Raw genomic sequence first — 22,349 nt, 5'->3', positions numbered from 1 at the left:
TCGCTAGCCCGGGGATGATCAGGTCGCAACCGGCCCGGCGTCATCTCAATCAGACAAGCGGAGCATAGGGACGTCCGAGAGCCGCTCATGCGCTTCGCCATCACGGACACCGATCACCGGTGACGGGGAGGCTCGGCTTCCTGGCTGGGGTCCGCCGCCGAGCCTCCCGGCTGGCCGATCTTCAACAGGCGGCAGCGCCGACACGTTGCCGCTTTCCGACAGCGGCGATCCAACCCCGATGATATTAAGGGCTAACAGCCGGTTAATATCCACCGGCCTCGTCCCGATCTCGCACAGTCCCGCAATGCGAGCGGTGGTATCCGCTCGGGTTTTCAGGCTGCCAATCTGCGAAACCGGGTTCTGATCCGGTCGAGATAATAATGGCCGGGAGACGGCGCCACCGTCATCGCATGCGCTTCCGAGGAGGGAACGCCTTCGAACAGACGTTCCTCGCCATTCTTGAAACAAATCCTGAGCCGTCCGTCTTCCTGGCTGAAATAGACGGATTTGATGATCTTCGACTTGACCGAAAGTTCTACCACCTGTTTTACCTCTGTTTTTTAGTTTGGCAGACGGTAAACCCAAACGTGCAAAGACGCGGTGAAGCCGCATGGTAAAAAATTCAGGAATCTTTCGACGTTTTAAATCTCGTAGCGTCATCGGAGCGACGGGTTCGAGAGCCTCGAACGTACGCTTGCGAGCGGGGCATTTCGTTGCTCCGTCTCGCACGCGTCCGCCACAGCAAAGGCCTGTTTCCGCTATTTGGTCGGGAACTCGAAATAAGATCAAGCCCGATCAGATTTCGCCAATCCGGCAGAGAAGGCCGTCAGCAAGGCCTTTCCTGGGATCCAGTCATCAGGGCCGCTTTGCCCGTTGATATGGCCGAAAGGACCGATCGCGACAAGACCGCTGCCCCACAGATCCGCTCGCGCATGGGCATGGTCGAGCGTGCCGAAGGGATCATCGGCGCTTGCGATAATCAGAGTGGGGAAGCGTATCTTTTGCGATGGCGGATTTGCGAATCCGGCCGCCTCCTCAGGAAATGAATCGGATTGCGGATCTGGAACCGCCACAAGAAATGCTCCGGCAACGGCAAGCGAAGAAACCTGCTGCCAATGAGCAACCAGCAGACAGGCAAGGCTATGGGCGACCAGCAGGGGAGGGGTCGCCGATGCGGCGACGGTGCGTTCCAGAGTTGAAATCCAGTCCGCCAAGTCGGGCTTTTCCCAACTAGCCGGTTGGAAACGCCGCATATCCGGGTTCGACCTTTCCCAACGTGTTTGCCAATGAGTCTCGCCCGAACCGCCAATTCCCGGCAAAATGATGATGTCCTTCATGTCTTTTCCTCTGATGTTCGCGCAGGTGAAAATGATGCATTTTCATTTGCTTCGGAATGAATGATCATCGGAAAACCACGCCCCTCTCCGATGATTTCAAGGTGATCCCATGTCTTTTCAGGAAAACAATCGGGTAGTGCTCGATCCGACCGATATCGCCATTATCGAAGCGATGCAGGAAAATGGACGCATCGCGATTTCCGAACTCGGTCGACGGGTCGGGCTCTCTCAGCCGGCAGCATCGGAACGGGTCAAGCGGCTGGAAGACCGCGGCATCATTGTCGGTTACTCCGCCCGTATCGACCCTGCCGCTTTGGGAATTGGAATGACGGCTGTGCTTCGCCTGCGCACGACGCATGAGCATATCAAACCCTGTCTGAAACAGTTCGCGGAGATGCCGCAAGTCATGGAAGTGTTGCGCCTCACCGGAGAGGACTGTTTTCTCTTAAAGGTGCTGGTTCCGTCGCCTGGAGAACTGGAAACGATCGTCGACACGATTGCGCGATTTGGGGCCGTGACGACATCTCTGGTGTTGCGCAGCGAGATTCCGAAGCCGATCGGACGCGCCCTGCTGCAACGCCCTTAAGAATATGCGGACGACCGGCTTGTTCCAGCGAAGCGTGCCGCCAAAACGCTTCCGCGTCCCGCTCTCGATACGGTTTGAATCAATATTGAAAATGAGGGATATGGCGGACAGGGTGGGATTCGAACCCACGGTACGCTTTCACGTACACACGCGTTCCAGGCGTGCGCCTTAAACCACTCGGCCACCTGTCCTTTTTTGGCGTTCGCGCCCAGGGTAGGAGCAAATCGTCGGAACGGCGCGATATATACCGATGAATTTTTGCCGATCAACCGAAATCTAACAGTTTTTTGACTTCTTCCGATAAAACTCGCCTCGACCACTCCATTGTGCTTCACCTCATCGATGACTATGTAATTCTCTAAGGTGGAGAATGGCGCGGCCGGCCGGAATTGTCCGGCATATCGAGCGTCGGAGGAATTGATGCGTTTCCTGTTGCGTCTGGCGAGTCTTGTCGCGCTTGCGGCGGCCGTGATTGCCGGAACCATCGATTCGATCCAATCGGTTGCGGCGTCCTCCGTGGTGATGACGCCGATCTCCGATGCCTGGCAGGATGTCAGCCCGACAACGCTGACGTCGCTGCAATCCTCCCTTTCCTATTATATCCACCCGCGTTTCTACACGCTCATCTTCCAGTGGCTGATGCTCCAGCCGGCCTTTGCCGTTTTCCTGGTGATCGCGCTGCTTCTGTGGATGATCGGCTACAAGAAGCCGCCGGTGGCCGGGCGCTTCACCGCATAGCAAAGCTGGTTTTGCCGGCACGATCGGGCGAGAAATCCGGGTGGGCGTCGCCCGCTCTTATACCTTTGTATTTGTCGCCGGATTGGCTAGAAAATCCGCATTCCGATGCAAGGAATGTCCAAAAATCAGCCCTGAAGAGCTGATTTTCGGCAATCGCTGCAAATCTTTACCGCCTGAAAAATTTCTGGTGAATTTTTCCGTGAGCCATGCAAGGATGCGCGCAGCCAGGCCTCCGGGGGGAGGTCGGTGGTTCCGCAGACATGCCCGAAAAGGGCTTGCGGGAGGACCCCTAACGAATAGCAACAACAGGGCTGCACAATGAAAAAATCCCTTCTCACTCTCTTTGCCGTGGCTGCCATGTCGACGACGGCGCTTGCCGCCGATGTCAAGCCGGCGCTGGTTTACGGCACCGGCGGGAAGTTCGATAAGTCCTTCAACGAGGCGGCGTATAACGGCGCCGAGAAGTTCAAGACCGAGACCGGCATTGCCTATCGCGACTTCGAGCCGACGGGCGACACCCAAGGCGAACAGGCCATCCGCAACTTCGCAAGCCGCGGGTTCAATCCGGTGGTTGCCGTTTCCTTCGCCTGGACCTCGGCCATCGAGAAGGTTGCAGCCGAATTCCCGGACACCAAGTTCATCATCGTTGACTCCGTCGTCGACAAGCCGAACGTCCGCTCGGTTGTCTACAAGGAAGAAGAAGGTTCCTACCTCGTCGGCGTTCTCGCCGGCATGGCCTCCAAGACCGGCAAGGTCGGCTTCGTCGGCGGCATGGACATCCCGCTGATCCGCAAGTTCGAATGCGGCTACGAGCAGGGCGCACGCTCCGTCAAGGCCGATATCGAAGTGTTCCAGAACATGACCGGCACGACGGGCGCTGCCTGGAACGACCCGGTCCGCGGCGGCGAGTTGGCGAAGAACCAGATCGACCAGGGCGCTGACGTCGTTTATGCGGCAGCCGGCGCCACCGGTCTCGGCGTTCTGCAGACCGCCGCCGACAACAAGAAGCTGTCGATCGGCGTCGACTCCAACCAGAACCATCTGCATCCGGGCTCGGTCCTGACTTCGATGGTCAAGCGCGTCGATCTCGCCGTCTACAATGCCTACAACGACACCAAGAACGACAAGTTCACCGGCGGTGTCCAGGCGCTCGGCGTCAAGGAAGACGGTGTCGGCGCCGCGATCGACGACAACAACAAGTCGCTGATCACACCGGAAATGCAGGCTGCCGTCGACAAGGCCAAGGCCGATATCATCGCGGGAACCGTCAAGGTTCACGATTACACCTCGGACAACGCTTGCCCGAAGTGATCCGCGCCCGTATGTGATCGACGATTGAGATCGGGCGTATGGCGGAGGGGATTTTCGCCATACGCCCTTTTCTTATTTGGAGTCTGCAGTGACAGATAAGCCCGCTATCGAGCTTGTCGGCATCGATAAGAAATTCGGTGCCGTCCACGCCAACAAGGACATCAACCTCACCGTTGCCAAGGGGACGATCCACGGCATCATCGGCGAAAACGGCGCCGGCAAATCGACCTTGATGTCGATCATCTACGGTTTCTACCATGCCGACAGCGGCGAGATCCGCGTCAACGGCAATCCCGTCACCATCCGCGACAGCCAAGCAGCGATCGCCACCGGCATCGGCATGGTGCACCAGCACTTCATGCTGGTCGATAATTTCACGGTTCTCGAGAACATCATGCTTGGCGCCGAAGGTGGCATGCTGCTGGCCAGGGGCGTCGCATCGGCTCGCGCCGAGCTCAAGCGGCTGGAAACGGAATATGGCCTGGAGGTCGATCCGGACGCGCTGATCGAGGAGTTGCCGGTCGGCCTGCAGCAGCGTGTCGAGATCCTGAAAGCCATGTATCGCGGCGCCGAGATCCTGATCCTCGACGAGCCGACGGGCGTGCTGACGCCGGCGGAAGCCGATCATCTCTTCCGTATCCTCAAGGTGCTGCGCGACCAGGGCAAGACGATCATCCTCATCACCCACAAGCTGCGCGAGATCATGGCGATCACCGATACGGTCTCGGTCATGCGCCGCGGCGAGATGGTCGCGACCCGCAAGACGGCGGAGACGACGGTTGAGGAACTCGCGGAGCTGATGGTCGGCCGCCGCGTGCTGCTGCGCGTGCAGAAGGGCGAGGCCAACCCCGGATCTGCCGTGCTGTCCGTCCGCAACCTCACGGTCAAGGACAATCGCGGCGTCACCATGGTCGACAATGTCTCCTTCGACGTGCGCGCCGGTGAGATCGTCGGCATCGCCGGTGTCGCCGGCAATGGCCAGTCCGAATTGCTGGAGGCGATTGCCGGCATCCGCAAGCCGACCTCCGGCGAAATCCTGCTCGATGGCCAGACGATCGACAAGGCTGATCCCGCCCGCCTGCGTGATCTCGGCCTCGCGCATATTCCTGAGGACCGCCACCATATGGGCCTGGTGCTGAAGTTCGAGGAATATGAAAATTCCGTGCTCGGTTATCATCGCCACCCGGCCTACAGCAAAGGCCCGCTGCTCGATCTCGAAGCGATCCGCAAGGATGCGATGGAGAAGATCGAAAAATACGACATCCGCCCGCCGAACCCGCGGCTAAAGACGGCGAATTTCTCCGGCGGCAACCAGCAGAAGATCGTCGTCGCCCGCGAGATCGAACGCGATCCGAAGATGCTGATCATCGGCCAACCGACACGTGGCGTCGATATCGGCGCTATCGAATTCATCCACCGCCGGATCATCGAAATGCGCGACGCGGGCAAGGCGATTCTGCTCGTCTCCGTCGAACTCGATGAAATCCGCTCCCTTTCAGACCGTATCCTTGTCATGTTTGCCGGCCATGTCGTCGGCGAGAAGACGCCCGATGCCGGTGAACAGACCCTCGGCCTGATGATGGCCGGCATTGCCGCGTGAGGCCTTTATGAGCACTGCTTCCGTTCCACTACCAAACTGGATCAACTACGGCCTCATCCCGCTTTTGAACCTCACCGTCGCCTTCCTGATCTCCGGCTTCGTCGTCTGGCTGATCGGTGAAAGCCCGCTCGATGCGCTGTCGCTGCTGATCCAGGGCGCGCTCGGCAATGGCGAAGGCATCGGCTTTACGCTGTATTACGCGACGAGCTTCATCTTCACCGGCCTTTCCGTCGCGGTGGCGATCCATGCGGGACTTTTCAACATCGGTTCCGAAGGCCAGGCCTATCTCGGCGGCCTCGGCTGCGCGCTGGTGGCGCTGGCGCTCGACCGCTACGTGCCATGGTATGTAACGATGCCGATCGCGGTGATCGGCGCCGGCCTGTTCGGCGCAGCCTGGGCCTTCATCCCGGCTTTCCTGCAGGCAAAACGCGGCAGCCATATCGTCATCACGACGATCATGTTCAATTATATCGGCGCAGCGCTGATGGTGTACCTCCTTGTGCATGTGCTGATCGTACCGGGCAAGATGGCGCCGGAAACCCGTACCTTCCTGGAAGGCGGCCAATTGCCGAAGCTCGGCTGGGTCATGCAGCTGTTCGGCGCCAAGCTGGGGGCTGCCCCGTTCAACGTCTCCTTTATTATTGCGCTCGTCGTCAGCTACCTCGTCTGGTTGCTCGTCTGGCGCACCAAGCTCGGTTTCGAGATGCGCACGCTGGGCGTCAGCCCGACGGCGGCGGCCTATGCCGGCATCCCCTATGCCCGCACTGTGATCATCGCCATGCTGCTCTCCGGCGCGCTCGCCGGCATGATGGCGCTGAATCCAGTCATGGGCTCGTCTGCCCGTCTGCAGGTGGAATTCGTCGGCGGCGCCGGCTTCGTCGGGATCGCGGTCTCGCTGATGGGCCGCAACCATCCGCTCGGCATCATCATGGCCGCGATCCTCTTCGGTATCCTCTATCAGGGCGGCGACTGGATCTCTTTCGAAATGCCGAATATCACCCGCGAGATGATCCTGGTCATCCAGGGTCTGGTGATCCTCTTTGCCGGCGCGCTGGAATACATGTTCCGGCCTGCGATAGTGCGCCTCTACCAACAGTTCAAGCGCGGTTAAGGAGCGGGCGATGGATTATTACGACATCCTTATCAACGTTCTGAGCTCGACCATCCGCCTGTCGATCCCGCTGATCTTCACCGCCCTTGCCGGTCTGTTTTCGGAACGCGCCGGCATTTTCGATATCGGCCTGGAGGGCAAGATGCTGGGCTCGGCCTTTGCCGCAGCCTGCGTCGCCTATCTCACCGATTCGGCCTGGCTCGGTCTCGGTGCCGGCATCCTCTGCTCGGTGGCGCTGAGCTTGGTGCATGGCTTTGCCTCCATCACCAATCGCGGCAACCAGATTGTGTCAGGTGTGGCGATCAACTTCTTCATCGCCGGCATCACCATCGTGCTCGGCCAGGCCTGGTTCGGCCAGGGCGGGCGCACGCCACAGCTGTCGCCGGATTCGCGCTTCGCACGGATCATCCTGCCAGGCGCCGACGCCGCCCGCGACATTCCGATCGTCGGCCCGCTTTATGCCAATGTCATATCCGGCAACAATATCCTCACCTACCTCGCCTTCCTCGCCGTGCCGTTTTCCTGGTGGGTGCTTTACCGCACACGTTTCGGCCTGCGCCTTCGCGCCGTCGGCGAGAACCCGGGCGCGGTCGATACGGCAGGTATTTCCGTTGCCTGGCTGCGCTACCGCGCCGTCATGTGTGCCGGCATTCTCTGCGGCTTTGCCGGCACCTATCTGGCCATCGCCCAGTCCGCCGCCTTCATCAAGGACATGTCGGCCGGCAAGGGCTACATCGCGCTCGCCGCTCTCGTCTTTGCCAAGTGGAAGCCGGTGCCCGTCATGTTTGCCTGCCTGCTCTTCGGCTTCCTCGATGCGCTCGCAAATTTCATGCAGGGAAAGCAGGTGCCGCTGATCGGCGAAGTGCCGGTTCAGGTCTTCCAGGCGCTGCCCTATGTCCTCACCTGCGTCCTGCTTGCTGGCTTCATCGGCGTCGCGACCCCGCCGAAAGCCGGCGGTGTGCCCTATACGAAGGAGCGTTGATATGTCTCACGATCTGTTCGAAGCCGCCCGTGGCGCTATGGCCTTTGCCCATGCGCCCTATTCGAAATTCCCGGTTGGCGCCGCGATCCGCGCCGAGGACGGCAAGGTCTATACCGGCGCCAACATCGAAAACCTCTCCTTCCCGCAAGGATGGTGTGCCGAGCCGACGGCGATCGGCGCCATGATCATGGGCGGCGCGAAGACGATCGTCGAAATGGCGGTCATTGCCGCAAAGCTGCCGCTTTGCCCGCCCTGTGGCGGCTGCCGCCAGAAGATCTCCGAATTCGCCTCCAAGGAGACGAAGATCTACCTCTGCGATGAGGCGGGCGTGAAGAAGACCATGACGATGGAAGAGCTTCTTCCCTTCAGCTTCGAGACCGAACTCGGATGAAGGCGACGGTCGACCTGCTCGCCGCATTGCTCGGCGCCATCAAACCGCGCCACGGCATCGTGCTCGGCTCCGGCCTCGGTTCCCTTGTTAGCCAGCTGGAGGGCGCCGTCCGTATTCCCTATCGCGACCTGCCGGGCTTTCCCGTCAGCGCCGTCTCCGGCCATGCAGGCGAAGTCGTTGCCGGCCGTCTCGGCGGCGTGCCTGTCGTCATGCTCTCCGGCCGCGTGCATTATTACGAGAAGGGCGATGCCAATGCCATGCGCCTGCCGATCGAGGTGCTGAAGGCGCTCGGCGTCGAAGCGCTGATCCTGACCAATTCGGCCGGATCGCTGCGCGACGACATGCCGCCCGGTTCGGTGATGCAGATCACCGATCACATCAACTATTCCGGCATGAACCCGCTGATCGGCGAGGAAAGCGATCATCGTTTCGTCGGCATGACCAATGCCTATGATGCGGGCCTTGCCGCGGCGATGCGAAGGGCAGCGGCAAAGCTTAAAATCGAGCTGGCGCAGGGTGTCTATATGTGGTTCTCCGGCCCAAGCTTCGAAACGCCGGCCGAAATCCGCATGGCGCGCATCCTTGGCGCCGATGCCGTCGGCATGTCGACGGTGCCCGAGGTCATCATCGCAAGAATGCTGGGCCTGAGGGTTGCAGCCGCCTCCGTTATCACCAACTATGGGGCAGGCATGACCGGCAATGAGCTCAGCCATGAAGAAACCAAGGACATGGCGCCCATCGGCGGCGCCCGTCTCGCCGCGATATTGAAAGACATGATTGCGGCTGGAACAGGATGATTTTAGGCCGGGTCGGCCTAGAATCCGAATCCTGTTCTAAATTAGATAGTGAGAACATGGTGCCGAAACCGCGCACACTTTGCGGCTTCATGCTCTAGAGGAAGCGAAGATGAATAGCCATTCCAACCGGGAGACAGCGGCTGTCGCCCTTTCTCTTCTCGATCTCACCAATTTGAGGGATGATTGCACCGAGGCGCAGATCGACGCGCTCTGCGCCCGTGCGCAGACGCCCTACGGCACCAGCGCTGCGATCTGCATCTGGCCGCGGTTCGTCGCTCAGGCCCGCACTATCCTCGGCACTGGGCACGCCGTGCGTATCGCAACCGTCGTCAACCTCCCTTCCGGCGATATGGAAGTAGCCGATGTCGCTGCCGAAGCCCGTGAGGCGATTGCCGATGGCGCCGATGAGATCGATCTCGTCATCCCCTACCGCAAGCTGCTCGCCGGCAATGAGAAGGCGGTGACCGACATGGTCAAGGCCGTGCGCGCCGAATGCGCCGGCCCCGTCCTGCTGAAGGTCATCATCGAGACTGGCGAGCTGAAGGATGCCGCATTGATCCGCCGTGCCTCCGAACTCGCCATCGAAGCCGGTGCCGATTTCATCAAGACCTCCACCGGCAAGGTCGCCGTCAATGCGACGCTCGAAGCCGCCGACATCATGATCCGCGCCATTCGTGAAAGTGGACGCAAGGTCGGCTTCAAGCCATCAGGCGGCATTGGTTCGGTGACCGATGCCGCACTCTATCTGAGCCTTGCCGAAACCATCATGACACCGGACTGGGCGATGCCGTCGACGTTCCGCTTCGGCGCTTCCGACCTGCTCGACGATATCCTGGCGGTTCTGAGCGGAACACAGTCGGCCCCGGCTGCGGCGTCGGGCTACTGAAATGATTCCGCAGGAGATCATCCGGCGTAAGCGCGACGGCGACGAACTCGACGCCGCCGAGATCAGCTCCTTTATCGCTGCGCTCGCCGCCGGTCGGTTGTCGGAAGGCCAGATCGGCGCATTCGCCATGGCCGTCTGGTTCAAGGGCATGTCGCGGGCCGAAATCGTGGCCCTGACGCTGGCGATGGCCGATTCCGGTGACAGGCTGCAATGGGCCGACATCGATCGCCCGATCGCCGACAAACATTCGACCGGCGGCGTCGGCGACAATGTTTCTCTGATGCTGGCGCCGATCGCCGCCGCCTGCGGCCTCGCCGTACCGATGATCTCCGGACGCGGCCTCGGCCACACGGGTGGCACGCTGGATAAGCTCGAATCCATTCCCGGTTATATGATCACCCCGGATGCGGACCTGTTCCACAAGGTCGTTAGGGAGGCGGGATGCGCCATCATCGGTCAGACCGGCACCTTGGCTCCCGCCGACGGCAGGCTCTATGCCGTGCGCGACGTAACCGCCACCGTCGACTCCATTCCCCTCATCACTGCCTCTATCCTCTCGAAGAAACTTGCGGCGGGGCTCGAGACGCTGGTGCTCGACGTCAAGTTCGGCAACGGCGCCTTCATGGCCGATCGCGGCCAGGCGGAGATCCTGGCGCAGTCACTGGTCGAGGTGGCCAATGGCGCAGGCGTGAAGACCTCGGCCCTGATCACCGACATGAACCAACCGCTTGCCGATAGTGCCGGCAACGCCGTCGAAATGCGCAACTGCCTGGATTTTCTGGCAGGCAGAAAGGCCTACACGCGGCTTGAGACCGTCGTTCTTGCTTTCGCCGCCGAAATGCTGGTGAAATCCGGTATCGCCGCCTCGTCTGATGAAGCCGAGGGAATGGCGCGTCGGGCGCTGTCATCGGGAAAGGCGGCCGAGGTCTTCGCGCGCATGGTGTCGATGCTCGGCGGCCCGGCCGATCTCATCGAAAACCCTGACCGACACCTGGCCCGGGCGCCGGTCGCAAAGCCTGTTCCGGCCGCCCGGTCCGGCTGGCTAGCCGCCTGCGATGCGCGCGGTATCGGCGTCAGTGTCATCGATCTTGGCGGCGGAAGACGCCACCCCGCGGACCGGATCGATCATCGCGTCGGCTTTTCCGAACTCCTGCCGCTCGGCACCCGCGTCAATGCCGGCGAACCGATCGCGCTGGTTCACGCCGCCGACGAAGCCGGGGCGGAAAGGGCAGCTGCGGCACTTGCCGCGCACTATCGCATCACCGAGGACAAGCCGGAGCTGACACCGGTGATTGCGAGCCTGATCTGACGCGGTTTACTGCTTGAGGCTGAGCGAACCGTCGGCGACGGAATAGGAGGCGAGCTTCTGCAAAAAGCTCATGCCGACCAGCGTCGTCGTCAGCGCATTGTCCTTCAGGACGAAGGCTTCGACCTTACGCACGCGAATACCGCCGATCTCAACGCGGTCGAGCGTCACATGCGCGGCCTTCGTCTGGCCGTTCGCGGTGTTCACCCCATAGCGGAAATCGAGCTGGTTGGCGGTGAAGCCCAGCCGGCGGGCGAGCGTCTCGTTGAGCGCTACATAGGTGGCGCCGGTATCGATCAGGCCCTGCACCGGCTTGCCGTTGATCTTGAAGCTGCCGGTATAGTGGCCCTGCGCATCGGCCTGAAGGCGGATCGCATTGCTGCCGTAGACCGGCTCCGGTGCGACCGGCTGCTCGGTTTGGGTCGATACGTAATTGGCGGAGAGAGCGTCAGCAGGCTGCTGGCTGGTGCTTCCGAAGAAGGAAGGCACCTGTGTGGCGAGCACCGCGGCGAAGCTGGCGAATAGGACAGTACGCACGAGCATGAAACAGAAATCCTTCCTGTATAAACCCGGCTTCATGCAGGGCCTCATGCTCCAAGCTTGCTAAACCTCAAGTGCTGACAAGTTGCTAAGATCGACGCCAAAAGGCCCGGATCGAACCTCCGGGCCGTAAAGTCTTTCGATTTGGTAAAGGAAGGCTGAAATTACTTGGTGCCGTACATACGGTCGCCGGCATCGCCGAGGCCGGGCATAATGTAGCCCTTCTCGTTGAGATGACTGTCGATCGATGCGGTGAAGACGGGAACATCGGGATGCGCGGCGCGAAAGTTGCGGATGCCTTCCGGGGCGGCAAGCAGGCAGAGGAAGCGGATATTGTGGGCGCCGCGTTCCTTGAGCTTGTCGATCGCCGCGATCGAGGAATTGCCGGTCGCAAGCATCGGGTCGACGACGATGATCAGCCGCTCGGCTACGTCCTCCGGCGCCTTGAAGTAATATTCGACCGGCTGCAGCGTCTCGTGGTCGCGGTAGACGCCGATATGCGAGACGCGGGCGGACGGCACGAGATCGAGCATGCCTTCGAGCAGCCCGTTGCCGGCGCGCAGGATCGAGGCGAAGACCAGCTTCTTGCCCTCGAGGATCGGCGATTCCATCGTCTGCAGCGGCGTCTCGATCGTTTCCATCGTCAGTTCGAGATCGCGGGTCACCTCGTAGCAGAGCAGCGTCGAGATTTCGCGCAGCAAACGCCGGAAACTTCCCGTCGATGTCTCTTTGCGCCGCATGATGGTGAGCTTGTGCTGCACAAGCGGATGATCGATGACCGTGACGCCGTCCATGGGGAAGCCTTTCATTCTTTCTATCGAATGTTTCTTTCACGGAAATTGGCCCGACCGCAAGAGTGGCGGCCAATTTGCGTCGATCTTCCCCAGTCTCTGGGGTCTTTAAAGCCGGGCGAGCAAGTCCTTGCGCGTCTGCTCGTCGACGAAGGCCGCTTCGATCGCCGTGCGCGTCATCGCATCGATCTCGGCGTCGCTGAAGCCGAAAGCTCCGGCGGCAAGTTCATATTCCCGCTTCAGTGAAGTATAGAAGAATGGCGGATCGTCCGAGCTGATCGTCACCCGCACGCCTGCTTCCTTCAGTCGCCGCAGCGGGTGGGACGCGAAATCGGGAAACACCCCGAGCGCGATATTGGAGCCCGGGCAGATCTCGAGCACGGTGCCGAGGTCGGCAAGCCGCTTCACTAGGTCGAGATTCTCGATAGCGCGCACACCATGGCCAATGCGCGAGGGGCGCACCGCATCGAGCGCGTCGGCGACACTGAAGGCGCCGCAGACCTCGCCGGCATGGATGGTGAGCCCGAGGCCGGCATCGCGGGCGATATCGAAGGCGCGGGCATAGTCGGCCACACGGCCCATGCGCTCTTCGCCGGCAAGGTTGAAGCCGGTAATCAAGGGATTGTCCGCCTTCGCCGCATATTCGGCAGCAGCAATTACGCTTTCCGGACCGAAATGCCGCTCGCCGGTGACGATCAGCCGGGTTTCGATGCCGCTCTTTTCTCTGGCCCGCCGGATGCCTTCGCAGATACCGGATATATAGGCATCGGCGCCCAGCCCGATGCGCTTGCCGTGGTCGGGCGAAACGATGAGCTCGCTGTAGATCGTATCGATGCCGGCGAGTTCGTCGAGATAGGTTTCGGTCAGAAGCGCATAGTCCTCCTCGGTTTTGTAGACCTCGGAAACCTTGTCGTAACATTCGAGGAAGCTTGCGAAATCATGCCAGACATAGGCGCCGTCGCGAAGCTCAGCGCTGATGTCGACGCCATATTTCCGTGCCTGCGCCGCGGTCAGAGCTGGAGGTGCCGCACCCTCCAGATGGCAGTGCTGTTCGACCTTCTTCAAATGCGATGTCACAGAAAACTCCTTCCGTGCGGTCCGGCCGGGATGCCGAGATGCCGGGCGATGCTCTCGCCGATATCGGCATAGCTGCGGCGCACGCCGATCGAACGCGACCGGATGCCGGGGCCATAGGCGATGACAGGCACGCGCTCGCGCGTATGGTCGGTGCCGCGCCAGGTCGGATCGCAGCCATGGTCGGCGGTGAGCACGACGAGATCGCCGGGCTTCAGTTTCTTGTGGACTTCGGGCAAGAGCGCATCGAAGGCTTCGAGTGCCGCGGCATAACCCGGCACGTCGCGGCGATGACCGTAGATCATGTCGAAATCGACGAAATTGGTGAAAACGAGATCGCCGTCCTCAGCCTCGTCGATCGCCGAGAGCGACGCTTTCATCAGCGCCTCGTTGCCATTCGCCTTGATGACTCTGGAAATGCCCTGATGCGCGAAGATGTCGCCGATCTTTCCCACGGCATGCACATGCCGGCCATGTTCGATCAGCCGATCGAGCAGCGTCGGCTCCGGCGGCAGCACGGAGAAGTCGCGCCGGTTTCCGGTGCGCTGGAAAGTAGAGGCGGACTGGCCAATAAAGGGCCGGGCGATGACGCGGCCGATATTGTAAGGATCGAGCAGCCCCCGGGCCAAACCGCAGAAGGCGAGCAGACGATCGAGGCCGAAATGTACCTCATGCGCCGCGACCTGAAAGACGGAATCCGAGGAGGTGTAGCAGATCGGCTTGCCGGTGCGGATATGTTCCTCGCCGAGCCGGGCGATGATCTCCGTTCCCGAGGCATGGCAGTTGCCGAGGATGCCGGGCACGCCAGCCTCTCTGCACAGCGCCTCGATGAATTCCTGAGGAAAGGAGTCTCCCTCCGTTGGGAAATAACCCCAATCGAAACTGACAGGTGTTCCCGCGATCTCCCAATGGCCCGACGGCGTATCCTTGCCGCGGGAAATTTCGGTGGCGGCGCCATAAATGCCGTAGACCTTCTCCGGGACGGGCATGCCGGCCGGAAACCGGCCGGAGGCGGAGCGCGCGATGTGCATCAGCCCGAGTTCCGACATGTTGGGCAGGGAAAGCGGCCCTTCGCGCAATCCGGCGCGGTCTGCGGCTCCGGCCGCGCAGAACTCGGCGATATGGCCAAGCGTATCGGCGCCCTCGTCGCCATAGGCCGCCGCATCCGGCGCTCCGCCGACGCCGAAGGAATCCAGAACAAAAAGAAAGGCACGCGCCATTTTACACCCGAGAGAGCCGATCGCCGGCCTCTGCAATGTCGGAGGCGGCTGAGATCCAGCCATATAATGCTGTGGCCGGCTTGGCAAATTACGGCGCCGCGCGCTTTTTCAGACGCGCAAAGGACACTGTAACACTTCGAATCGCTGCATAACTCCCTAATCGATTTCGATTGAGGGAGTTATGCAGCAGAGAAGAGCGGGAAGGACCGTCAGCAATCGCCGCAGGGGATCGAGTCGCCTTGCCGCTGGCGGTAGAAATAATTGCGGCTGATGGTGATCGTGCGCATGCCGTCCGGCATGAAGTTCGGCGCGAACAGGAACATCGTATAGGGGATGCTGACCTCGGTACGAACAAGGAAGCTGTTCGCCGTCTTCATGTCGGTCGGCACGTCGCTCACCGTGGCGTTCTTGGCATAGGGCACCGTCCCGTCTTGGGCCCAGGACCAGAGCACTTTCGCATTGGCGCCGGCGTCGATGCTAATCCCGGTGATCTTCATGGTCAGCGACGTCGTGTTGTAGGGCAGGAAGATTGCGTTTGCGACCGACGGCATTTGCGCAAGCGCACTCTTGGTGACGGATTGCTGCTGGGTGACGAGGTCGGCCACCGTTCCTGCGGCACGTGTCACGCGCTTGCTGACGCTGAGGCCGATCGTGATCTCGAAAGCGCCGATATAGAGCATGACGAGCACAGGAAAGAGGATCGCGAATTCGATCGCGCCGGCGCCCTTGCGGTCGCGGGCCAGCCGCCGCGCCGTCAGGACCAATCTGGTGAACGGGTTGCGCAACGCCATCATGGATACTGCTCGTTCTGGAAGGCCGCGGTCCCGACGATCAGATATTGGCTCGGCATCGAGCCGCCGGAGGGACGTATCGTGGTGATATAGGGCCGGACCAGATCCGTGATGATTTCCCAGCGATAGTAGGCGCGTAGCATGTTGATCGTGCCGGCGCCGCCCGGCGTATATTTGAAGGCAGCCGGGTTGATGTCGGCATATTTGTCGGTGGAAAGCTTGGGGATCGTCGTCGGAATGGCCGAGAAGGTGCTGAACGTCTGCACATCCAGGTAGAGCTTGCTCGGCGTGGCGACTTCGGTCGCCGAGCAGCGGATCAGGATCGAGATCTCATCGCAGAAAGCCTGGCGGAATTGCGCCTGGTTCATATCGGTCGTGCGGCCGAGATTATAGGTGATCTGCCCGGTTCGCATCCGGCGGCTCATCGTATCGACGGCATTGGAGACGAGTTCCTCGGCGGCGAATGCGACGAAAGTTTCGAGGATTGCGAAAATCACCAGGAAATAGGGAATGGCGAGCAGGGCGAATTCGATCGCCGCAGCACCATCACGCGAGCGGGCGAGAGCGCGAAACCGTAAGAAACGGAATGGCGCAAAAGCGCGCCCCTTATCCGTCTTCTGATCAATTACCGTCATTGCCTGGACCCGAGCGACATTTTCCAGTCGTCAGACTAAGGCCCGTTCGTTGATTTTCCGTTTCAACCTGACACGACGATTTTAACGAATGGTCGAGGAAGTTGAAAAGAGAGCGTTAGGGTGAGCCGGCGGTCGCTTGCTGCGCGTGCTGCTCGCAGTTCGGCGTGCAGGATAGCACGGAGCGCTGGGTCTGCCGGTAGACGCGCACCGTATTGCCCTCGTCGATCGACACCAGGATGCGCTCGTCGAGGATCGCGTTGCCGTCGGCATCGAGGAGGACCAGATTGGTGGTGCCGAAGCTGCGTCCCGTGAGCACGATGGTCTTGGCGTCGGCGACCGTCGCATCGGCGACTGCGGCATTGCCGACAATCACCTTGCTGACAGGGCGATCGAGCTTCAGTACGCGCGCGTGATCCATGTAGACGCGCAGCATGTCATCGTCTGCGGCCGCGGACACCCCCGAAATACCGAAAACGGCGATCATGCCGGCAAAGAAAATGGTTTTGCCGCTCGATGACATTGGGTCCTCTTTCACGATCACAGCTTTCACGATCACAGCGCAATATCCGCATAGAATGGAAAAAATTGGTGAACGAAGCCTTAAGCCTACCACTCTGTTCCGGGATGAAGCGTAATGATCCGATTTGGTACGGCTTTAAGACGGCGCATGCCCCGGTTGGAAGCAGAATATGTGCTATTTCCGGATGAATACAGCGGTTATTCCATGAATATCGTTAAATATTGAGCGAAGTGCGTAAGAAATTACTGACTCTACAAAGGCATGTTGTCTCGTTCACGTGTCGTTAACTCTTTTCCTTAAGCCAATGGAAACGGCCATTCGCTAGGTTGCAGTCATCCGATCAACGGCAAACAGTTGGCGGACGTGCTGAACATCAACTGGAGTTAGGAGTTACCATGACCAAGCTTTTTAGCCGTTTTCTGAAGGACGAATCCGGCGCGACCGCAATCGAATACGGCCTGATCGCCGCCCTCATTTCCGTAGCGCTCATCACCGGCGCAACGACCCTCGGCGGCAAGATCGGCGACACGTTCAACGGCTTGAGCACCAAAATGCAGGGCGCTGTCGATAAGACTGCCACTCCTGCCGCTCCTCCGGCCGCCGGCGGCTAAGAATAGGTGCCGCCTAGCGACATCCGCATAATGCCGGCCGGATTCGATCCGGCCGAAATATCGAGTGGGCTCACAGGCTGAACGGCCGTGGGCCTTTTCGCATCAAGTCACGATCGGGTTTAAGCATGATCGCAGCTGCAGTCTTCGTGATATTGCCACTCTGCCTCGCCATGGCGGCCTTCTCGGATCTGTTTACCATGACGATCCCGAACCGCGTTTCCGTGATCCTCATCGCCTCTTTCCTCGTCCTCGCGCCGCTCTCCGGCCTGAGCTGGGAGATCATCGGTATGCATCTCGCCGCCGCCGCCATCGTTTTCAGCGCCTGCTTTGCTCTTTTCGCCTTCAATGTGATGGGCGGCGGGGACGCCAAGCTGTTGAGCGCCACCGCGCTCTGGTTCGGCCTGAATGAATCCCTCGCTTTCCTGATGGTCGAAGTCGCCATGATCGGCGGCCTCATCACCTTGCTCATCCTGGCGGTGAGAGCGCAATCGAACACCATCCTCGCCATCGGCCTGCCGGTGCCGAACTCGGTCCTGCTTGCCAAGAAGATCCCCTACGGCATCGCGATCGCGATCGGCGGCTTCATGGCCTTCCCTTCCTCACCGCTGTTCTTCGCCGCGCTGGAAAGCCTGAAATAGCGGCATTTTAAATGCCCGTTAACTTAAAATGTAAGCGTTCCATTAACCATAATTATACCAATTGCTGAGCATTCTACAGGGCGAACATATCGTGCCCTGAGGAATGATCGATGAAACCGGCCCGCCTTATAATCCTAGCTGTCGCCGTGGTGGCAGCCGGCCTTGCCGGCCTCCTGGCAATGCGCATGGCGGGCAGTGGCGGTGTCGTTACCCAGGTCCAGTCGGTCATCGAGAAGGAACCGACCGTCAACATCCTCGTGTCGAGCGCCAATCTGTCGGTCGGCGCAAGGCTGGACGACCAGTCGGTGCACTGGATGGCCTGGCCGCAGGGCGGCGTCGTTCCCGGCCTCATCACCGAAGCCGACAGGCCGGATGCGATCAAGGATCTGCAGGGCGCTGTCGTGCGTCTGCCGATCTTCGAAGGTGAACCGATCCGGCCGGAAAAGATCGCCGATTCCAGCAGCCGCATCCTCTCCTCCCTGTTGCCGGCCGGCAAGCGCGCCGTCGCGACCGAGATATCGGTGGCAACCGGCGCCGGCGGTTTCATCCTGCCGAATGATCGCGTCGACGTCATCATGGTCCGCAAGGGCACTGAGGCCGACAAGCTCATCACCGAAACCGTGCTGAGCAATGTCCGCGTCCTCGCGATCGACCAGCAGATCCAGGAAAAGGACGACGGCTCGAAATCGGTGGTCGGCACGACCGCGACGCTCGAGCTCACGCCCGATCAAACGAAGGTTCTTGCCGTCGCCCAGCAGATGGCGGACCGGCTGTCGCTCGCGCTCCGCTCGGTCGCCGATGCGCAGGAGCAGGATACCAGTGCCGCCGACTATCTGCTGAGCGGCGACAACGGCAGCGCGATCATCCAGGTCATCAAATCGGGCGCCATCGTCACGGACGTCGGCGCCGCGCCGAAGGCGGAGTAAGGGACGTGCAAATGGGCAATTCAACGCGGCGCGCCGGACCTCTCCTGACAGGCTGCCTTTCGTTGGCGGTCGGCGTCTCCGGTATAGTGCCGGCCTCTTTCGCCCCGCTTCTCGGCGCAGGCGAGGCGCGCGCCGATTCCGATAGCCTGGTCCGGATCTCGCAGACCGGCTCCAATGCCCATCGCCGGCTGAAGATCGGTCTCAACAAGGCCGTCGTCGTCGATCTGCCGGAGGATGCGCATGATATCCTCGTCTCCGATCCGACCATGGCCGATGCCGTGACCCGCACCTCGCGGCGCATCTACCTGTTCGGCAAGAAGGTCGGCCAGACGAATATCTTCGTCTTCGGCGCCGGCGGACAGGAGATCGTCAATCTCGACATCGAGATCGAGCGCGACGTCTCCGGCCTCGAAGTCAATCTCCGCCGCTTCATTCCCGACTCCAACATCAACGTCGAAATCGTCTCCGACAACATCGTGCTGACCGGCACGGTGCGCACGCCGCAGGATGCCACGCAGGCCGCCGATCTGGCGCAGGTGTTCCTGAAGGGCGGCGAGGCGACGACCAGAACCGAAACGGCATCTGGCACCGGCGGCGACAGCTCGGTCGCGCTCTTTGCCGAAGGTCGCCAGAGCTCGCAGGTCGTCAACCTCCTGCAGATCGAGGGCGAGGACCAGGTCACTCTCAAGGTGACGATCGCCGAGGTCCGCCGCGAGGTGCTGAAGCAGCTCGGCTTCGACAACCTGGTTTCCAATTCCTCCGGCATGACGGTCGCCCAGCTCGGCAGTCCGAACGCCGACAGCGCCGCATCGACGGTCGGCGGCGGCCTGGCGGCGCTTTTCAAGAGCTCGATCGGCAAATACGATATTTCGACCTACCTCAATGCGCTGGAACAGGCCAAGGTCGTCAAGACGCTCGCCGAACCGACGCTGACGGCGATATCGGGCCAGGCCGCGACCTTCAATTCCGGTGGCCAGCAGCTTTATTCGACGACCGACAACGACGGCAACGTCACCGTCGTCCCGTTCAACTACGGCATCAACCTCGCCTTCAAACCGGTCGTGCTGTCATCGGGACGCATCAGCCTGCAGATCAAGACCAATGTCTCCGAACCGGTGGCCGGCAGCGGCAACGCCACCTATCAGCGCCGTTCGGCGGAGACCTCGGTGGAGCTGCCCTCGGGCGGCTCGATCGCGCTCGCCGGCCTGATCCGCGACAATGTTTCCCAGACGATGGGCGGCACACCCGGCGTTTCGAAGATCCCGCTGCTCGGGACGCTCTTTCGCCAGAAGGGTTTCGAGCGCCAGGAAACCGAGCTCGTCATCATCGCAACGCCCTATCTGGTGCGCCCGGTGGCGCGCAACCAGCTCAACCGGCCGGACGACAATTTCAGCCCTGAGAACGATGGTGCGACCTTCTTCCTCAACCGTGTCAACAAGGTCTATGGCCGCCGCGAGGCGCCCGTTGCCGATGCGCAGTTCCACGGCTCGATCGGGTTCATCTACAAATGAGCGGGGCGCGAGCGGCAGCGATGGCAGAAAACAGAGATCAGGCGATGGCCCATATGAATGCGACGACACCCCGCCTCGGAATTTCGAAGGCGCTTTTTGCGATGGTCGCCATGTCGGTGGCGATACTTTCCGGATGCGCCGGCCCGCATGACCAACTGACGACCGGCGGCATTCCGGACGATTACCGCGCCCGCCACCCGATCATCGTCACGGAGGCGGAGCAGACGGTGGATATACCCGTCGCCTCCACCGATCGCCGCCTGACCATCGCCCAGCGCGACCTCATTCGTGGCTTTGCCGCAAACTACATCTCGCGCGCCTCGGGCCCGGTTTACGTGCTGTCGCCGCAAGGCTCGCCCAATTCGGTGGCCGCCTATCAGCTGCGCAATCAGGTTCGTGCCGAGCTGACATCGAGAGGGATTGCAAGCTCGAAAATCGTCAACACCTCCTATGCCGCGATCGGTCCCGGCGATGCGGCGCCGATCCGGCTGAGCTTTACCGGCACCACCGCGGTCACCACGCAATGCGGTCAATGGCCAAAGGACATATCGAACGATTTGACCAACCAGAACTACTATAATTTCGGCTGCGCTTCGCAGAACAACCTCGCCGCCCAGATCGCCAATCCGGAGGATCTGGTGGCGCCCCGCGGCATGACCCCGATCGACGCGCAGCGGCGTAACAATGCCATCCAGGAATACCGGACGACAACGACGACGATCGAAGATGTCGGCAGCGACAGTAGCTTCTGAGGCGGAACGGGACGATGAGCGCGATCGAATACGAAATCAGGAATCCCAGCGAGCTTCGCAATGCCGAGGAGGCGGTGCGCATGGCGGATCTGGAAAACATGCGGCCGCTGCCGCGCATCTCCGTGCATGCTTTCTGCGAGAGCGAGGCCTTGCAGCATGTCATGGAACGCTGCGCCAATGATCGGCGCGTCGCGAAAGTCAGCATGCGCATCACCAGCGGCGGCATCGCCGCTGCCGCCAATATGTTTTCCGGTGCCCCGACGCCGAACCTCATCATCCTCGAGACCAAGGCGAATGCTGCGAACCTGCTCGGCGAACTCGCGCCGCTCGCCGCCGTCTGCGATCCGACGACCAAGGTCGTCATTATCGGCTATTACAACGATATCGGGCTTTATCGCGAGCTCATCCGCAACGGCATTTCCGAATATATGGTCCAGCCCGTCGCCATGCCCGATATCCTTACGGCGATGGCCTCGATCTTTGTCGATCCGGACGCCGAGCCGCTCGGCCGCAGCATCGCCTTCATCGGCTCGAAGGGCGGCACCGGCGCTTCGACCATCGCGCATAATTGCGCCTTCGGCATTTCCAATCTCTTCTCCACCGAGACGATCCTCGCCGATCTCGACCTGCCCTATGGCACGGCGAACATCAATTTCGATCAGGATCCGGCCCAGGGCATCGCCGAAGCGGTCTTCGCACCCGATCGTCTCGACGAGGTCTTCCTCGATCGCCTGCTGACGAAATGCTCCGAGCATCTGTCGCTGCTGGCCGCACCCTCGCTGCTCGACCGTGCCTATGATTTCGACGGCCAGGCCTTCCAGCCGGTGCTCGACGTCCTGCAGCGCAGCGCGCCCGTCACCGTACTCGATGTTCCGCATGCATGGTCGGAATGGACGCGCTCGGTGCTGTCGAGCGTCGACGAGGTGGTCATCGCAGCGGTTCCCGATCTCGCCAACCTGCGCAACGCCAAGAACATGCTGGACGCGCTGCGCAAGATGCGCCCGAACGACAGGCCGCCGCATCTCATCCTCAATCAGGTCGGCATGCCGAAACGGCCGGAGATTTCACCGTCGGATTTCTGTGAGCCGCTGGAGATCGATCCGATCGCGATCATCCCCTTCGACATCAATCTTTTCGGCAACGCCGCCAACAGCGGCCGGATGATTTCCGAAGTCGACCCGAAGTCGCCGACGGCGGAAACCTTTTCGCAGATATCGCACATCGTCACCGGCCGGGTCGCGATCAAGAAGGCGAAGAAAGGCGGCCTGCTGGGCCTCCTGAAGCGCAAGTAGACG

Annotated in this window: 25 protein-coding genes and 1 tRNA gene; 16 read left to right on the top strand and 10 right to left on the bottom strand. The window is 61.0% G+C overall.

The genetic code is table 11. The features are described from left to right. Positions 1–332: 332 nt before the first annotated feature. Positions 333–542 (bottom strand): KTSC domain-containing protein, encoded by a 210-nt coding sequence (locus HFO71_RS20090; protein WP_221988352.1) that lies wholly within the window; start codon positions 540–542, stop codon positions 333–335. A gap of 243 nt (positions 543–785) precedes the next feature. Further along, complete coding sequence (locus HFO71_RS20085; RefSeq protein ID WP_131640036.1) at positions 786–1,337, bottom strand: RBBP9/YdeN family alpha/beta hydrolase; 552 nt, start codon at positions 1,335–1,337, stop codon at positions 786–788. Positions 1,338–1,446: 109 nt separating this feature from the next. Between HFO71_RS20085 and HFO71_RS20080 the strand changes: the two genes are divergently transcribed. Continuing rightward, a complete protein-coding gene (locus HFO71_RS20080; RefSeq protein ID WP_221956289.1) occupies positions 1,447–1,923 on the top strand; it encodes an Lrp/AsnC family transcriptional regulator in 477 nt (158 codons plus the stop codon). Positions 1,924–2,024: 101 nt separating this feature from the next. Here the strand turns inward: HFO71_RS20080 and HFO71_RS20075 are convergent. Then, positions 2,025–2,114: transfer RNA gene (locus tag HFO71_RS20075), tRNA-Ser, on the bottom strand. A gap of 229 nt (positions 2,115–2,343) precedes the next feature. On the opposite strand from HFO71_RS20075, the gene HFO71_RS20070 reads away from it, so the two are divergent. From HFO71_RS20070 to deoA, 9 genes are all read left to right on the top strand, one after another. Then, complete coding sequence (locus HFO71_RS20070; RefSeq protein ID WP_003544459.1) at positions 2,344–2,661, top strand: hypothetical protein; 318 nt, start codon at positions 2,344–2,346, stop codon at positions 2,659–2,661. 318 nt (positions 2,662–2,979) lie between these two features. Beyond that, positions 2,980–3,972, top strand: coding sequence for a BMP family lipoprotein (locus tag HFO71_RS20065; RefSeq protein WP_017962791.1), 993 nt, complete (start codon positions 2,980–2,982; stop codon positions 3,970–3,972). Between the two features lie 88 nt (positions 3,973–4,060). Continuing rightward, positions 4,061–5,572 carry an ABC transporter ATP-binding protein gene (locus HFO71_RS20060; RefSeq protein WP_029873711.1) on the top strand — a complete coding sequence of 504 codons (1,512 nt, stop codon included), beginning with the start codon at positions 4,061–4,063 and terminating at the stop codon, positions 5,570–5,572. Between the two features lie 7 nt (positions 5,573–5,579). Then, complete coding sequence (locus HFO71_RS20055) at positions 5,580–6,683, top strand: ABC transporter permease (RefSeq protein ID WP_025396688.1); 1,104 nt, start codon at positions 5,580–5,582, stop codon at positions 6,681–6,683. 10 nt (positions 6,684–6,693) lie between these two features. Next, a complete protein-coding gene (locus HFO71_RS20050) occupies positions 6,694–7,665 on the top strand; it encodes an ABC transporter permease (RefSeq protein WP_077977193.1) in 972 nt (323 codons plus the stop codon). Between the two features lies 1 nt (position 7,666). After that, positions 7,667–8,056, top strand: coding sequence for a cytidine deaminase (locus HFO71_RS20045; RefSeq protein ID WP_131662158.1), 390 nt, complete (start codon positions 7,667–7,669; stop codon positions 8,054–8,056). Then, a complete protein-coding gene (locus tag HFO71_RS20040; RefSeq protein WP_131662159.1) occupies positions 8,053–8,853 on the top strand; it encodes a purine-nucleoside phosphorylase in 801 nt (266 codons plus the stop codon). The genes HFO71_RS20045 and HFO71_RS20040 overlap by 4 nt, the downstream gene beginning before the upstream one ends. A 109-nt stretch (positions 8,854–8,962) precedes the next feature. Further along, positions 8,963–9,739, top strand: a complete 777-nt coding sequence (gene deoC, locus HFO71_RS20035) for a deoxyribose-phosphate aldolase (protein WP_025396691.1) — start codon at positions 8,963–8,965, stop codon at positions 9,737–9,739. Position 9,740: 1 nt separating this feature from the next. After that, complete coding sequence (gene deoA / locus HFO71_RS20030) at positions 9,741–11,048, top strand: thymidine phosphorylase (protein WP_221988350.1); 1,308 nt, start codon at positions 9,741–9,743, stop codon at positions 11,046–11,048. 6 nt (positions 11,049–11,054) lie between these two features. Here the strand turns inward: deoA and HFO71_RS20025 are convergent, their stop codons facing one another. The 7 genes from HFO71_RS20025 to HFO71_RS19995 form a co-directional block, all read right to left on the bottom strand. Then, positions 11,055–11,624 carry a TIGR02281 family clan AA aspartic protease gene (locus HFO71_RS20025; protein WP_221988348.1) on the bottom strand — a complete coding sequence of 190 codons (570 nt, stop codon included), beginning with the start codon at positions 11,622–11,624 and terminating at the stop codon, positions 11,055–11,057. 125 nt (positions 11,625–11,749) lie between these two features. Next, positions 11,750–12,379, bottom strand: a complete 630-nt coding sequence (gene upp / locus HFO71_RS20020; RefSeq protein WP_003544477.1) for a uracil phosphoribosyltransferase — start codon at positions 12,377–12,379, stop codon at positions 11,750–11,752. 105 nt (positions 12,380–12,484) lie between these two features. After that, positions 12,485–13,453, bottom strand: coding sequence for an adenosine deaminase (locus HFO71_RS20015; protein WP_221988346.1), 969 nt, complete (start codon positions 13,451–13,453; stop codon positions 12,485–12,487). After that, a complete protein-coding gene (locus HFO71_RS20010) occupies positions 13,450–14,670 on the bottom strand; it encodes a phosphopentomutase (protein ID WP_221988345.1) in 1,221 nt (406 codons plus the stop codon). Before HFO71_RS20010 ends, HFO71_RS20015 begins: the two co-directional genes overlap by 4 nt. 209 nt (positions 14,671–14,879) lie before the next feature. Then, positions 14,880–15,461, bottom strand: a complete 582-nt coding sequence (locus tag HFO71_RS20005) for a TadE/TadG family type IV pilus assembly protein (protein WP_221988390.1) — start codon at positions 15,459–15,461, stop codon at positions 14,880–14,882. After that, positions 15,461–16,096, bottom strand: coding sequence for a TadE/TadG family type IV pilus assembly protein (locus HFO71_RS20000; RefSeq protein ID WP_221988344.1), 636 nt, complete (start codon positions 16,094–16,096; stop codon positions 15,461–15,463). The genes HFO71_RS20005 and HFO71_RS20000 overlap by 1 nt, the downstream gene beginning before the upstream one ends. Positions 16,097–16,211: 115 nt before the next feature. Continuing rightward, on the bottom strand, positions 16,212–16,616 hold the full coding sequence (locus HFO71_RS19995) for a pilus assembly protein N-terminal domain-containing protein (RefSeq protein WP_064653455.1): 405 nt from the start codon (positions 16,614–16,616) through the stop codon (positions 16,212–16,214). A 395-nt stretch (positions 16,617–17,011) separates the two neighbouring features. Here HFO71_RS19995 and HFO71_RS19990 point away from each other — a divergent pair, with 395 nt between their 5' ends. The 6 genes from HFO71_RS19990 to HFO71_RS19965 all read left to right on the top strand — a co-directional run bounded on the left by HFO71_RS19990 (position 17,012) and on the right by HFO71_RS19965 (position 22,346). Continuing rightward, a complete protein-coding gene (locus HFO71_RS19990; RefSeq protein ID WP_221988343.1) occupies positions 17,012–17,227 on the top strand; it encodes a Flp family type IVb pilin in 216 nt (71 codons plus the stop codon). A 125-nt stretch (positions 17,228–17,352) separates the two neighbouring features. Then, positions 17,353–17,865: an A24 family peptidase gene (locus HFO71_RS19985; RefSeq protein ID WP_221988342.1), complete on the top strand. Its 513-nt coding sequence runs from the start codon at positions 17,353–17,355 to the stop codon at positions 17,863–17,865. Between the two features lie 110 nt (positions 17,866–17,975). Then, positions 17,976–18,791: a Flp pilus assembly protein CpaB gene (gene cpaB, locus HFO71_RS19980; protein ID WP_221988341.1), complete on the top strand. Its 816-nt coding sequence runs from the start codon at positions 17,976–17,978 to the stop codon at positions 18,789–18,791. Between the two features lie 11 nt (positions 18,792–18,802). After that, positions 18,803–20,302 carry a type II and III secretion system protein family protein gene (locus HFO71_RS19975; protein WP_221988340.1) on the top strand — a complete coding sequence of 500 codons (1,500 nt, stop codon included), beginning with the start codon at positions 18,803–18,805 and terminating at the stop codon, positions 20,300–20,302. Then, positions 20,299–21,054 carry a CpaD family pilus assembly protein gene (locus HFO71_RS19970; protein ID WP_221988339.1) on the top strand — a complete coding sequence of 252 codons (756 nt, stop codon included), beginning with the start codon at positions 20,299–20,301 and terminating at the stop codon, positions 21,052–21,054. The genes HFO71_RS19975 and HFO71_RS19970 overlap by 4 nt, the downstream gene beginning before the upstream one ends. 14 nt (positions 21,055–21,068) lie before the next feature. After that, the gene (locus HFO71_RS19965) at positions 21,069–22,346 is read left to right on the top strand and encodes a CpaE/TadZ family protein (protein WP_221988338.1); all 1,278 of its coding nucleotides are present in this window, start codon (positions 21,069–21,071) and stop codon (positions 22,344–22,346) included. The last annotated feature ends 3 nt before the right edge of the window (positions 22,347–22,349 follow it).

The sequence above is a fragment of the Rhizobium laguerreae genome, assembly GCF_019778565.1.
GTDB classification, from domain to species: domain Bacteria; phylum Pseudomonadota; class Alphaproteobacteria; order Rhizobiales; family Rhizobiaceae; genus Rhizobium; species Rhizobium laguerreae.
Note: the sequence above shows the minus strand (reverse complement) of the source record. Positions and strands in the feature narration are given on the sequence as shown.